Annotated in this window: 12 protein-coding genes; 4 read left to right on the top strand and 8 right to left on the bottom strand. The window is 69.1% G+C overall.

Going from position 1 to position 13662, the window contains the following annotated elements:
• Nucleotides 1-487: 487 nt before the first annotated feature.
• The 7 genes from AC07EJ_RS43040 to AC07EJ_RS43010 form a co-directional block, all read right to left on the bottom strand.
• Nucleotides 488-916, bottom strand: coding sequence for a VOC family protein (locus AC07EJ_RS43040; protein WP_389484122.1), 429 nt, complete (start codon nt 914-916; stop codon nt 488-490).
• A 585-nt stretch (nt 917-1501) separates the two neighbouring features.
• Nucleotides 1502-1756: a hypothetical protein gene (locus AC07EJ_RS43035; protein WP_389484120.1), complete on the bottom strand. Its 255-nt coding sequence runs from the start codon at nt 1754-1756 to the stop codon at nt 1502-1504.
• Between the two features lie 426 nt (nt 1757-2182).
• Entirely contained in the window at nt 2183-2833 is a 651-nt protein-coding gene (locus tag AC07EJ_RS43030) for a vWA domain-containing protein (protein WP_389484118.1), read from the bottom strand.
• Between the two features lie 14 nt (nt 2834-2847).
• On the bottom strand, nt 2848-3990 hold the full coding sequence (locus AC07EJ_RS43025; RefSeq protein ID WP_478886286.1) for a hypothetical protein: 1143 nt from the start codon (nt 3988-3990) through the stop codon (nt 2848-2850).
• Nucleotides 3987-5189 carry a protein phosphatase 2C domain-containing protein gene (locus AC07EJ_RS43020; RefSeq protein WP_478886285.1) on the bottom strand — a complete coding sequence of 401 codons (1203 nt, stop codon included), beginning with the start codon at nt 5187-5189 and terminating at the stop codon, nt 3987-3989. The genes AC07EJ_RS43025 and AC07EJ_RS43020 overlap by 4 nt, the downstream gene beginning before the upstream one ends.
• Entirely contained in the window at nt 5186-5602 is a 417-nt protein-coding gene (locus tag AC07EJ_RS43015; protein WP_389484109.1) for a hypothetical protein, read from the bottom strand. The genes AC07EJ_RS43020 and AC07EJ_RS43015 overlap by 4 nt, the downstream gene beginning before the upstream one ends.
• 9 nt (nt 5603-5611) lie before the next feature.
• Nucleotides 5612-6355 carry a hypothetical protein gene (locus tag AC07EJ_RS43010; protein ID WP_393587834.1) on the bottom strand — a complete coding sequence of 248 codons (744 nt, stop codon included), beginning with the start codon at nt 6353-6355 and terminating at the stop codon, nt 5612-5614.
• Between the two features lie 174 nt (nt 6356-6529).
• Here AC07EJ_RS43010 and AC07EJ_RS43005 point away from each other — a divergent pair, with 174 nt between their 5' ends.
• The 3 genes from AC07EJ_RS43005 (at nt 6530) to AC07EJ_RS42995 (ending at nt 9960) form a co-directional block, all read left to right on the top strand.
• Complete coding sequence (locus AC07EJ_RS43005; protein ID WP_389484105.1) at nt 6530-7264, top strand: Crp/Fnr family transcriptional regulator; 735 nt, start codon at nt 6530-6532, stop codon at nt 7262-7264.
• A gap of 81 nt (nt 7265-7345) precedes the next feature.
• Complete coding sequence (locus AC07EJ_RS43000) at nt 7346-9706, top strand: hypothetical protein (RefSeq protein WP_478886284.1); 2361 nt, start codon at nt 7346-7348, stop codon at nt 9704-9706.
• 35 nt (nt 9707-9741) lie between these two features.
• On the top strand, nt 9742-9960 hold the full coding sequence (locus tag AC07EJ_RS42995) for a hypothetical protein (RefSeq protein WP_389484101.1): 219 nt from the start codon (nt 9742-9744) through the stop codon (nt 9958-9960).
• 56 nt (nt 9961-10016) lie between these two features.
• Here AC07EJ_RS42995 and AC07EJ_RS42990 read toward each other — a convergent pair whose 3' ends face one another.
• A complete protein-coding gene (locus AC07EJ_RS42990) occupies nt 10017-10811 on the bottom strand; it encodes an FHA domain-containing protein (protein ID WP_389484099.1) in 795 nt (264 codons plus the stop codon).
• Nucleotides 10812-10981: 170 nt separating this feature from the next.
• Here AC07EJ_RS42990 and AC07EJ_RS42985 point away from each other — a divergent pair, with 170 nt between their 5' ends.
• Complete coding sequence (locus AC07EJ_RS42985) at nt 10982-12604, top strand: serine/threonine protein kinase (protein WP_389484097.1); 1623 nt, start codon at nt 10982-10984, stop codon at nt 12602-12604.
• Nucleotides 12605-13662 lie beyond the last annotated feature (1058 nt).

The raw sequence follows: 13662 nt of genomic DNA, 5'->3' as shown, positions 1-13662 counted from the left end.
TCCTCCACACCTACAACCACCACCGATGCCACACCGCACTCGCAGGCAAGCCCCCCATCAGCCGCGCAAACAACGCTTCAGGGCAATACAGCTAGCGAGTGGCGGACGTGCCGGATGGGCCAGCGGCTGGGCAGGGTTGGCCGGTGTGCAGGTTGGTGGTGGCGCCGGTGATGACCGAGTCGAGTCGGGTGCGTGTTGCCGCCAGGTCGGTGATCTGTACCGTTTCCGCGTCGGGCTCGCCCCAGGTATCGGGCCTGGCGAAGCGGAACTCCTTGCCGTGCTTCGGCGGTCGCCCGCCCGAAAGTGGGACGCGAGGTCGAATGCCTCGTGCCGGGCATCGTGGTGCAGCAGACTCTGCGGCCTTCGTATGAGTGCGGTTCTGTGACGGAACGCATGCTCATGCGGGGGCCGTCCACCTGTCCGGCGAAAGCTCGTCTGAGTGATTAGGTTCGGGACACCGTTCGAAGCTGCATCGCGTGACGAGAGCTCAGTTTCTGGGCGTCTCGTCGATGGTGGGCATCGGCTTTCCGCCCGGATGCCACCCGTTGAGGAAGCCGGCCTGCCTGGCGACGTCAACGAGTTCGATGCGGGCACCGATGCTGTCCATCCGGTGATAGGCGAACGGCCGGCCGTAAGGACAGCCGGAGAAGTCCACAGGCATGCCCGCTTCTTCCAAACGCTGGGAACCGTGCCGCACATCGCTGGTCCAGAAGCCGATGTGATCGAACCTGGCTCCCCTGGACGCGTCCCAGGGACTGCCCGGCGGCCCTTCGATGAGTTCGATGAAGGGCGACCCGCCTGCGGTGAAGACGATGCGGTAGTCCCACTCACCGAGCCGGTCGGACACAGGATCACTCCACTCGACCCCGGCCGCACGCTGAAAGTCCTGCATCGCCTGCTCGATGTCCGGGACCACGAAGCACACATGGTAAAAGGCAGTCATTCACCCATGATCGAGCACTTCACCCCAGAGGCCCAAAGGTTAAAAGACAAGCTCAGCGGACGCCGCCCCTGCGGGTGCTCACCCCAGCGCACCGGGGCGGCATGTACGAGTACCCGGGCTCGGGCACCGGCCTCGGGCACCGGCCTCGTGGAACAGCCGTCCGCGCCCGGCATCGGGCAAGTCGGAAACACCGCACGCGGGTGCGGGGCACACGTTGAGCCGGCCGCACCAGGCTGGTCTATGGGCTGGGTTGACTTCATCGGGTATTGCGGGCTCACCGTCGGCCGTGCGGGCCGCAGGCCGTCCGCCCCCGCGCCTCGGCCGACCGACCCGGAAGAGGAACGCCATCGCCGCCTACCGCAGCGGTGAGATCGCCATACATGACATGAGCGTGCCGGGCCGGCCCGGGAAGCGGAGTTCTCGGGCGCCGCCATCGGCACGATGGTTCCCCGGCTCGCCGTCGACTTCCTCGCCGGGTACCGGCAGTAGGCGCCACTTCAGTCGCTTGGTGTGGGGGCGGTCGTCTCGGCGAGGGGTGGGGAGGACCGGGCTGCGCTTTCAGCCCCCTCGGACGAACTCCATATCGATCGAGTACATGAACTGGCCGACGCTCACGCACGTCCAGCCGACGGCTTCGACGGATCGCACGACCAGGTCGATCTCCTTGCGGATCTTCTTCATGGGGTTCCTGACCCGGGCCATGGCTCGAGGGTCGATGTCGATGGACGCTTCGAAGGTGTCGTCGCCTTGCGCGTGTGCGTGCCTGGCATCCGCGACGAGCTTCTGCATCCGGATCGCGTGCAGTATTCCCATGTGCGCCTCCCATTCTGGGCTGCTGTGGGCCCGTTTGCCTTCCCAAATGCCTTACGAGCCCAGGTGATTGCTGACGGTGTTGTCTCTTTGGGTGGTTGCGCTAATGGAGGCGGCCTTGGTCTCTACCGTCCGTTGGACGAACTGCCGGTAGCGATGGCGTGGTTACGGGTGTGGGCAGGTGGGTGGGTGAGGTCGGGGGCGGGCTGTCTGGCGACGGCGCCTCGGAGGCGCGGGAGCGGGTGTGGGTCGGCTGCACCGTCGTCGACGGGTGCGGGCCGTTTCCGTTCCCGTTCGCCGAGGAACCGGGGAGATTGCCCGTCACCTGGACCGCGGCGCCGCAGACGAGCAGCGCTGAGGCCAGCACGGTCAGTCTGACGGAGGCGCGCCGCGGCCGGGATGCGGCGGAACGCGGGTCGATGTCCGTCATCAGTCGACGTATTCCTGGGCGACCTCGACGTACTGGAAGCCCTTGACGTCGGTGGCGATCTGCATCTGACCGGTCTTCGACGAGGCGATCAGGGTGTTGAGCAGACCAGTGATCGCTGCGCTCAGCGCTGACTCGGTGTCCGAACCGTCGGCGATGAACAGCGCTTTGGTCGCCACCTGTTCCAGCACGTCGCGCTTCGCGCCGCCGAACCCGTAGGCGATCACGTGAGGGTGGCGCGGCCAGTCCTTGTCCACGAGCTTGCGGAAGGAGTCCTGCCAGTGCGCATCGGTCGGACCGCCGTCGGTCAGGAAGAAGATCGTCGGCCGTAGCACGTCGAGGCCCTGCATCCTCAGGTTGCTGACATCCAGTTCGATGCACTCCCGCACCCGGTCGAAGGTCTTGCCGTACTCCGTGCGCCCGCCGCAGATCACCTCGGGCATGGCCGGCACCTGCTCCATGTCCGACATCGGGATCACCACGTGCACATCGGTGGAGAAGGCGACTACGCAGACCTGGGCGAATTCCGAGACGCGGGGGTTGGTCGCCAGGTTGTAGTGCAGACGGGCGAGGGTCGCGTTGAGCACTCCCTCGTGCGGCTTCATCGACGTGGACGCGTCGATCACCACGTAGGTAGGCAGGCAGAGTGACATGGTGCACCTCTGAGCTAGTGGTTGGAGGCGATGATGATCAGCAGGATCAGGCCGATGACGACTACGAGAATCCAGCCGGCGGACGCATCGGTCTCGGGTGGTTTGGCGGGTGTCGGCCCGGTCTTCTTCTTCTCGGGCGTGTGGCCGCCGGTGGAAGGGCGCGGGATCGGCTGCGTGGGTTGCGGAGGCAATGGGGGCAGCTCGGTGCGTGCCGGACGTGGCGTGGTCCTGAGATAGGGACCGCTGTTCAGTGCCTGGTTCAGCTGGGCGGCTGAGGGTCGTCGCTCGCGGTCGGTCGCGAGCAGCATGTCGAGCAGTACTTCGGAGACGGCGGGCTGGTCCTGCCATGGGGACGCGGCCACACTGTGGAAGGTGTGCGCGTCACGCCGGCCCGTCATGCATTTGGCGACGAGGAGCCCGAGCCGGTAGCGGTCGGTGTACTCGTCCGCGTCGGTGCCCGGCGGTGTGAGCGGGTCGGCCCAGTTCGGCTGGTGGATGTCGGGCATCTTCTTCGGCTGACAGCCGTCGACGTCGATGAGGTAGACAGAGCGCTGCTCCGGGCTCCAGAAGGCGTTGGAGAACGACCAGTCCGAGTAGATCAGGCCCAGGCTCTCCAAGTTTGCGGCGAGCGCTGTCAGTTGGCGACAGGCGGCCAGCCTGCCCGCGAGGCCGGGGGGCGGCAGTCCGACGCCCCGGATCGACTCGTCGGACTTCGCCAGCCAGTCGATCTCCACGAAGCGGCGCTCGCTGAACTCGCCGCGCCGCAGCTCGGAACGGTACTGCTCGGGCGCCATCGGGATCACGCAGCCGACGGCCGGGTTGCCGGGCTCGTGGATCCGGGCCGCGGGCCAGCATGTGCCGGTGTACAGGAGCGCACGATCCGCCTCCGGCAGCGTGCCCGGGGCCGAGATCAGCAGGTCGAGCCGGTGGGCGTCCTCCGGGTGCTGGTCCGGCCGGTAGAGCTTGGCCAGCCAGCCCGGATGGTTCGTCAGTGGCTTTACGGCGATGGCCTGGCCGTTGTGTTCGGAGATCGGCTCGGCCAGTGGTCCGAGATCGCCGACGCTCACGGTCCGTGGCAGCACCCAGCCCCGTGGATCGGCAGCCGGGCCGCCGCCGGCACTGTCGGCTGCGGCGTCGAACAGATGGGGTTCTGTCATGCCCGCTCACCGTTCCACACCACGACCGCGGTGCGGTCGTCAAGGCACTGCGGCGCGTCGAAGCCGACGTCGGCCGTGAACCGCGTGGCCGGGACCGGCGAGCGCCAGGTGTTCGCGAAGTACTCGTTGATATTGCCCGCCGGGTCCGCCCACGCGTCGCCGATCCCGTCCGTGACCAGGGCGAGGGCGGCGCCGGGAGCCAGCGTGACGTAGTGGGCCCTGGCCAGCTGCGGCGTGTCCGGCAGTCGTCCGGCGACCTCGTTCGAGACCACCGCGGCCGCGCGGTCCTTGGCCTCGCCGGCGGCGAACCGCCACAGCGGGACGTGCGGGTCGAGCGTCCAGGCCGAACTGTCGCCGAGCCACGCGATCCAGGCCTTCGCATCCCCGTTCGTGTCCGGCTTGGCGAGTACCGCGGTGATGAGCACGGTGGCCATGTGCGAGGTGTCGACGCCGCGGCCGGCCGCGTGCGCGGCGATCGATTCCGCGATCCGCCCGTACAGCTCCTTGACATCGAGCCCGCTGAAGCCCACTGTCTCGATCTGCTCGCGCAGCAGGGTGACGGCATGGCTTGAGGCCGTGGTGGCCCCGGCGTCGGACCGGGCCGCGCTGGACAGGCCGTCGGCCACGGCCACGATCGCGTACCGGCTGTCCCGGCTTCGCCCGATGCGGTAGGAGTCCTGGCGCGGCTCGGCGGGTTGGCCGCAGCGGTGGCCGGGCCCGATGACTGAGGCCGCGCGGAGGGTGAAGGCACCGACCGTGGCCTCGTCGGCAGCGATCCCGTTCGGTACCGTGCGTTCCGGCAGCAACCAGGGGTAGCCCTGGGCACGGGCGCCGTCGCCGAAGCGGGGGACGCTCAGGTCGGTCGGCCGCTCGCGCAGGAACGGCCGGGCCCTCAGGGGCTGGGACTGCGGCGCCGCCGGTCCGGTGACGTAGCGGCAGATCGGAACCGGTGTGCTGGGCTGGGGTTCCTGTGCGAGCCGATCCTGCTGCCGGGCCGGCGTCGCGGCGGACTCGTACCCCAGTACGGCCGCCGCGCTGACGACACCCACTGCCGCGAGGGCGAACACGTCCACCAGCGGGCCGTACCGCCGATGCGGCGTGCTGACCTCGATGAAGGCCCCGATGACGACGGCCACGAACAGCACCGCCCGCAACCGTCCGTCCATGAGGCCGCCTCGCCGGCTGTCGTCCCGGCTCACGGCCGTTCCCCGGAATCGCGGGATTTCGGCTCGGAGGCAAAGTGCTGAGTGCCGTACTGCACCGCGAATATCTCACCTGAATTGTTGGCGGAATTGACCTGGATCACGATGTCCGGCCTTTCTGGGTTTCGCAGCGAAGCCAGGGCCTTGACGTCCTGGACGAGATCCGGGTTCCGGTCGAGCAACTGGGACAGAGCCTCGGTCCAGTAGTGCACTGCCCCGGCGTCGACCGCTCCCCTCGTGGCGGTCGACGGCCGGTTCAGTGCCACGGACAGCTCGCTACTGCGGCTGCCGCGAGCCTGTGCGAGGAGGCCGCTCATCAGCCTCTTCGCCTCCTGCCAGAGATCGGTGCCCATTGCGGAGACCAGAGCGGTGGCGCCGCTCGCGGCGAGTTCGACGAGTTCCTCGTTCATCAGCGCGTATCAACCTCGGTCGTTGTGGCGGACGTACTGGTCGCCCCGGTGGACGGCGAAGACCGTGCCGTTTCCCGTGGCCTGGACGAGCTGATCCGCGGTCCGCGGCCCGGGCTGCGCGGGTTGCTCGACGGAGCCGGCATCCCGGCCGGAACCGACCTGCGGCCCGACGGGGCTGCCCGGGTACCAGAGCCAGGCCCGCGCTGCGTATTCCTTGACCCGGACGTCGGCCGCGGTGAAGGCGTCGGCGTCGAGACCCTCGTAGCCGTGCCCGACTGTTTCCTCGTGGACGTGGTGCGAAAGGATCGCGGCCAGCGGGGTGCCGCCGGTACCGGCCAGGGTCGCGTGCCGCAACGGTGCCGAGTCCAGCAGCCGGGCCAGCGCCTCGAAGGGGGCGCCGGAGACGGTGCCGTCCGGATCGAACCGGATCTCCCCCGCGTGCACCGCGGCCCGCACCCGCAGCCGGGTGTCCGCGCCGGCCTGCCGGTTGTGCTCGCGGATCCGTGAGCACAGCTCCGGGAGCAGCGGAAACAGCAGCCTGGCCTTGGGCAGTGCGGCCGGGGCGACGAGCCGGCAGCCGTCGCCGGTGTCGACGTACGCGAAGTCCCGCTCGTCCAGATCCGCCACGCACAAGGCGTCGGACAGCGCGGAACGCAGAACTCTGCGGATCTCCTGCAGCCGCTGCTCGCCGCGGCCCGCGGAGCCCGCGATGTCGCACGCCAGCAGGGCTCGGTATTCGTACCTCGGATTCACAATTCCTCCGCGATCACGACGGGCGCAGACAATTCGAAGATCGATTTGCTGTCGCCCGGGACATCCGGTGTCGACAAGATGATTGACGAGACCGTAGAGGAGGGGTCCCCGGGTAGAACGGCTACTAATACGGCTTGTGCGGCTTCGGCTGCACGAGGAAGAGAGGTGTGGCCGATGAGCAACACACGTGTTCGCGGGGCCGCGGCCTACTGGCCGTCGGCCGGGCTGCTCGGCCGGGTCGACAAGGCCGACCGCGGAATCCTCATGGGACTCGGCCACGGCGTGGCCTACCCGACCGGCCAGATCACCATCCGCGAGGCCGACACCACGGACTTCGCACTGCTCCTGCTCGGCGGCACGGTGAAGGTCACCGCGCACGCGCAGGACGGCCGCGAGGCGCTGCTGGCCGTGCGGATGGCCGGGGACCTGGTCGGGGAGTTCGCCGGGATCGACGGCCGGCCGCGCTCCGGCACCGTGACCGCCTGCGGCAGGGTGCTGGCCCGCTACATACTCCGTTCCGAACTGCTGGAGTGCACCAAACAGCACCCCGCCATAGGACTTGCGCTCAGCGCGAGCGTGGTGGCCAAGCTGCGCACGGCGACCGGCCGGATCGTCGACTTCACCGGTTGCGACGTGCTCGGGCGGCTGGCCAGGATCCTGCACCACCTGGCCGTCACCTACGGGCGTCCCGGCCGGAACGAAGCCCAACTCCCGCTGTCGCAACCGGAGATGGCCACCCTGGTCGGCGCGGCGGAGTCGTCGATCCACAAGGCCCTGCGGGTGCTGCGGGACTCCGGCGCGGTCGTGACCGGCTACCGCAGGATCACGATCCTCGACCTGGAACACCTCGCCCGGATCGCCGCCGCGGCCGGGCCCGCCGAATCGCCGGCGATCTCACCGAACACGTAATAACGCCGGGTTCGCACGACGGGTCGGCGCGAGCCTGACCGAGTGCCAGGACCCGGGCGTTGCAGAGGACGGGGGAAGCAGATGTCAGAGAACAACGGTGCTCCGGAGGATTCCGGGCGGATCCGGACCGGCGACGTGTCCGGAACGATGGTCATAGGCAGCCACAACACCGTGAGCAACCTGAAGATCACCGCCGAGTCAGGTTCGACCGTCACTGTGCACGGGGGACCGCTGCCGGATCCGGTCAGGCGCCCGTCGATCTCCCAGCTGCCGCGGTCCGTCGCCGAGCCGCTGATCGGACGAGCGCGGGACGTGTACGTACTGCAAAAGGCGATCGAGACACGCCAGTTGGTGCAGGTCTGGGGTGCGTCCGGGGTCGGCAAGAGCGCGTTGCTGCGCCACCTCGCGTGCACGATGGCGCGCGGGCCCGAAGGCGTGGCCCATGTCGAAGCCGGCGGACGTACGGCTGATGACATCGCGCAGGCGATATTCGACATCAGCTTCGACGCGCCGAACTACAAGCCTTCGTTGGAGGTGCTGAAGGAGCATCTGAAGACCCTGCGGCTACGGATCTACCTGGACGACGTGGGACTCGACGAGAAGGACCTGCGCCGGCTCTTCGACATGGCCGGGCAGTCCACGTTCGTCTTCACCTCGCAGCAGCGGTCCGCGGTCGACGGTGTGCACGCGATCCGACTCGACGGGCTGACGGCCTCGGCGGCGGCGGAACTGGTACAAGCGCTGCTCTCCCGCGAGCTGCGGCCCGACGAGGCGCCGATCGTGGACGCGCTGTGCGACGCGGTGGACGGCAACCCGCTGCGGCTGCGGCGCATCGCCCTGTCGGCCGCGACCGGCAAGGGCCTGCCGGGCATCGCCGATCTTCCCGAACTGCTTCCCGCGCTGCTGAACAAGCTCCGGCCGCAGGAGCGCGACCTGCTGTACCTGCTCGGTTCGCTGTCCGGCGCCGAGTTGTCCCCCCGGCATCTCCATGAGCTGCTCGGCCGGCCGGACACCGAAGCGCTCGCCGAGGGTCTGGTGCGACACGGACTGCTGCTCGCCTCGGAGACCGGCTACAGCTGTCCGCCGGATGTCGCCGAGTGCGTGCTGAACATGCGGAGGACGGAGTTTCCCGCCGATCGGCTCTGCCGGGCGCTCACCGTATGGGTCGAGGCGAGGGACACCACTCCGGACGACGTCGCGGCGCACTTCCAGGCCCTGGACGTAGCGGTGCTGAGAGCGGAGCGGAGCGGACACGCGCAGCTCGGCGCGGCGCTGGCCCGTGCCGCCTCGCCGAAGCTGGCGCTGTCACGGCAGTTCGACGCGTGGGGCAGCCTGCTCGGAGCCGGCTGGGCAGCGGCGAAGAGCGCGGGGGACAAGGCGGGGGAGGAGTTCTTCCTGCGGGAGGCCCGTGCCCGCAAGCGGGCGATCGGGCGAATTACGCAGGCGGCCGTCATGGGGATCGAGGCGGGCGTGCTGATGCATGAACTCGTCGCCCTGCATGCACATATGGCTGGTACTCAGGTCGCTGCCGCGGTGTCGGCCGGTACGCCGGCGATCCCCGCTGCCATCCAGGGCGCGGTCCAAGCACCGGTGCTCGCACATGCGCCTGTCGTTACGTCCGTCGGGACGGCTCACGCGCACGCCGCCAACGTGGCGAGGCCGGTGATCGACATGTCCTCGACCTCCGTGCCGTCACATGCCGCCACACATGCGGCCAATGCATCCGCGACAGCCGCGCAGGGACCCCCGCCGATCGACCTCTCGGGCTCGGCGGTGCACTCTCACTCCGCCACCATGTCTGCCGCGGGTGCGAGCCACCCGGCGCTCACCGCCGGCGGTGCCGCGAGCGCCAAGGGCGGAGTATCGGCACTAGCTCTCGCCTGCACGCTCGGCGTCGCGGCTGTGCTGGGAGTGGGTGCCATGGCCTACGTGAGCGACCAGTCGAGCCCGTCTCCCACCGTCGTGGCCGACCCGATCGGCACGCCGGACCCGATCGGCACGCCGGGCCAGATCGATGACACCTCCGACACGGCCGACCCCGTGTGCGCGACCGTGCTCCCCGACCTGTCGTCGGAATCCCGGACGTTCAACACCGACAGCGCCCTCGCGAGCTCCGCGATCGATTCGTACAACACAGCCATGGCCTCCTACAACTCGGGCGCCACGTCCACTCCTCCCGACGACACCATGTTTCTCACCGAGACCGGCACCGTCGTCAGTGATCTGGAGGACTTCGGGACCACGCTGCAGGAGGCATCCGCGCAGGCCCAGGACAGTTCTGTGTCATCGGACCTCGACGACATGCTGACCGCTACTCAAGACATCAAGAGCCAGTACGAGTCGTTCGGGGGCGGTCAGGGAAGTTCGGAGATCGACACGACGAGTCAGGTTTCGGACCTGAACTCGGCGTGGTCCAGCCTGCAGACCGACTGCGGCGAGTGACCTTCCGCTCCAGGACCTACTGAGAAAGGCCGGCCATGCCCGCGGAATCCGCCCACGGAGACATTCACACCGGGGACGTCTCCGGCACCTTCGTCGTAGGGGACAACAACCGTGTGACGACCACGACGTGTCCCCCCGAACAGCCCCAGCAGCAGAATTCGGCCGAGGACCAGGCAGCCGTTTTCGCGGTCGGGCACGGCACCATGCACGTCACGTACAACGCCGCCGCCGAGCGCGAGGCGGAAGAAGACTGAGGACCGCCGCGTGCCCCGGCCGGTGACCGGCCGGGGCACGCACTTTGCGCATCCGCTCAGTCCTTGTCGGTCAGCAGTTCCAGGTCCTGGGCGCAAAGTGTCGCCGTCTTCAGCAGTTCCCGGATCAGGTTGACGCTGAGGGTCGAGCCGACCGGCTCGCCGACCTCGTCACGGAGCAGGCCGCGCACGCCCCGGCGGTGCAGCCGCTCGCGTACGTCCTCGACCGTGTTCGCGACCGACTTGTGGGTCCAGGACTTGGTCGCGTAGGGGGAGGTATTTGCCAGACGGGCCGTGTCCTCCCAGGCAAGGGGTAGAGGGAAGGCGTCGTGGCCCTCCAGATAGCGCCGGGCGAGTGCGGTGAGCACCAGCCGTTCCTGCGGGGAGAGTTCGTAGACCGTCTCGGGATCCACGGTGTCCGCACCGGTCGTGGATCGGGGGTTCTGGCTGTCCTCGTCCACGACGCGGACCTCCACCAGATGGGAGCGTCGCTTGGACGAGTTGATCACCAGCGGGGTGTACCCAGGCCCGACGAGCCGTTTGTGGCCGGTGAGCATCAGCACGCCGTCGGGCAGCTCGATCGGCAGATTGCCGGTGTTGACCAGCCACCAGTCGCCGTCCGTCGCCGTGCAGGTGAACACCCCGTGCCGACGGCTGACGGTCGGGTCGTCGACCCCGACCGGCACATGCACGTCCTCACGGTCGCGCCCGAACAGAAGCGTGTACCGGCGCGGCGGCACGGCGTACCCACCCTCCGGGCCCAGTACGAAGATCGTCCCCGGCGGCGCCGAGGGCACTCGGTCGGAGGGGCTGCCCGGTGGCAGCATCTGGGGTGGGAAATTTCCGTTCGCCATGTCACATACCTCCGGATCAGATCGCGTCAGTGTAGGAGCGCACCGCGGGGACCGGTCCTTCCGCAGATGGGTATGCCGGGCATGGCGTATTCACGCCCAACTCGTTTTGCCTTGGCCTGACTTGCTCGATAGCCTGCCCGCCGTGAGTGTGAGCGGGCGGGGAACTGCTGATGGTGGATAGCGCGGTCGCCGAACCGCTCGGTGCGGACGATCCGCAGGAGATCGGCAGCTTCAACATCATCGGCCTGCTCGGCGTCGGCGGCATGGGCGAGGTCTACCTCGGTGCCTCCGACAAGGGCTACGCCGCCGTCAAGCGCGTCCGGTCCCGGCTGGTCTCCCACGAGCGCTTCGAACGGGAGGTCGGCATCCTCTACCGTGTGCCGGCAGGAGTCGGTCCGCGGGTACTGGCGAGCGACAGCACCGCGGAACGTCCCTGGTTCGCCAGCGAGTACGTGCCCGGACTCACCGTGGACGAGGCGGTCCGGCTGCGCGGCCCGCTGCCCGCCGAGGCACTGTGGCTGTTGCTGGCCGAGGCGGCCACTCATCTGTCGTCCGTGCACGCGCTCGGGATCGTGCACCGTGATGTCAAGCCCGGCAACGTCATGCTGGTGCGGGACGGCGTGAAGCTGATCGACTTCGGCATCGCACGCGCCGCGGACCAGGCGAGGCTCACCAAGAGCGGTGGCAGCTACGGTACGCAGGGATTCTCGGCGCCGGAACAGCAGGCCGGGGACGCGGACGTGGACGCGCCCGCGGACGTCTACTCGCTCGGGGCGCTCGTGCTCTACGCGGCTTCGGGCCGCACGCCCGGTGTCGTCCCCGACGCCGAGCCGCTGCGGGCCGTGGACGACGGCCTCGCCGCTGTCATCGGGTCCTGCCTTGCGGCCAGCCCCGGAGCCCGCCCCACCGCCGGCGAGGTGGCGAAGGCGGCCCGCGCACACCTGCCTGTTCCTCCTCCCTCCTGGCCTTCCGAGGTCATGTCACGCATCGCCTCGCGGCTTGCCTTCGCCGCGACGCCGGTCGGCAAGCTGGAGACCGTCCCACCGCCGGACCTGGATGCGGATCCGACGCCTGAGACCGCGCCCCCGTCCACCGCGGTACCTCGCCACCCGCGCAAACGCCTGATCCTGACCGCCGCAGTGATCGCCCTCGGCGCCGTCGCAGCATTCGTACTCGTCCCGTCCATCGCTCGGCACAACGGCGCCGCGCATCCGTCCGACAGCGCGTCGGCCGACGCCGGGTTCGCGGCAGGGGCGCCACGGAAACCCTCCTCGAGCCCAAGCCGTTCGCCCTCGCCCACCGCGGAGTCCGGGCGCCCGACCCCGAGGGTCCCGGCCGGCACGCACACAACCCTCCCGCCGCGCGCCTCCGGCGCGCGTTCGCCCTCCGGCCCCGTCGCGACCGCCGCGTCCTCAGCAGCCGCCACCCGCGTCACCTCGTCGTCGATCCGTGGCATCAGCGGCAAGGACGACCCGGCACAGGTCAAGGGCTCCGAGGCGGACACCTCCTGGGTCGGCAACGACGCCGCCTGCTCCGCCTGGCTGGACGACAACGGCTCCGGCGAACTCGCAGGCGTGCTCAATACCTCCCTGAACCAAAGCTGCAACGCCGAGCTCCACCGCAACGACGGCATCGCGTACACGTTCCATGCCTCCTGGGGCGCCGCGAAAACAAACTCCATCTCGAACGTCGGCCACACGATGTGGATCTGCGTCTGGAACGCGAGCGATCGATCCGACGAGCAGTGCTCCGCCCACTTCGCCATGAACGGCGACACCCCGTTCAAGGAGTGAAGCGAACAGTGAACCCGTGGGCCTCCCGTGTGCGCGCGCCGTAGACGGAGAGGTTGTTCGACAGCTCGCGTACGCGCCGCCACAGGACCAGGGTCGGGTGCAGGCCGATGGCGAGGGTTTGACTGTCCGGAGGGAGCCTCGGTGTGCGACCGGTCACGTCAGTGACAGGTCCGGGGCCTGTGCCTGTGGGGTGCCATAACTCTCGTACATGCTTCGACCTGGGACTTCGAGGCCTGGGCCCGATCATGGCATGCTCGAGCGCCGTGGCGCTCCGCATGGTCCAACTCGTTTTTGTCCGCCTCCTGGGGCTGCTCCTCCTGCTCTCCCGTTGCCAACGAGCCAAGGACGTCGAGCTGCCGGCGCTGCGCCACGAAGCAGCCGTGCTGCGCAGTCGGCTTGGCGCCTCGCCCGACACACGTCACGCAGGCGCTTGCCGCACGGATCAACGCTGGCAAACGGCCGTAGGGACCGTGCCGTGGGGGTGGGCTGATCGTAGGGTCTGGAACAGGCAGACGAGGCTCGAGCAAGGGAAGCAGCTGATGCCGGTCGTGACGCTGTTCCATGTCAGTGGGCCTCCGCTTGTCGTGAGCTGCCTGCGCCCGATCGCTGGGACCGAGGCGCTCGCCCAGTGCGGCTACAGCCGGGCGATGCCACGCATCCGGGGAGTGAGCGGCGCGTGTGGTGACCAGCTGCTGGACCACGTGCCCGGCAATAACGAGGACCGTGGCGGGACCGGGGCGGTCAGAACGGAGAATCAGGAGTTGTTCGCCCGGCTCTGGCCCCACATGCGGCCCCTTGGCAGTGCGTCCCGGCTGCTGCGGACACTGAAGCGGCGCGGCTGGACGATCGTCCGCGCTCTCTCGGCCTCGGCGAGGGACCTTGCGGTGATGTGGTGTGTCCTGGACGTAGATGACGTGATCGACGCCGGTACCAGGGCGGAGGGTGTGGACACTGGTAAGCCCGCCCCCGATCGCAGGCCTGTTGCTCTGGAGAAGGCGGGCGTGGGGTCGGCCCAGGCGCTGGTCGCCGGCGACAGTCCAACTGGGCGTGCAAGCTGC

The organism is Streptomyces sp. NPDC045026 (assembly GCF_056432625.1).
This window is presented reverse-complemented; position numbering and strand designations above follow the sequence as displayed.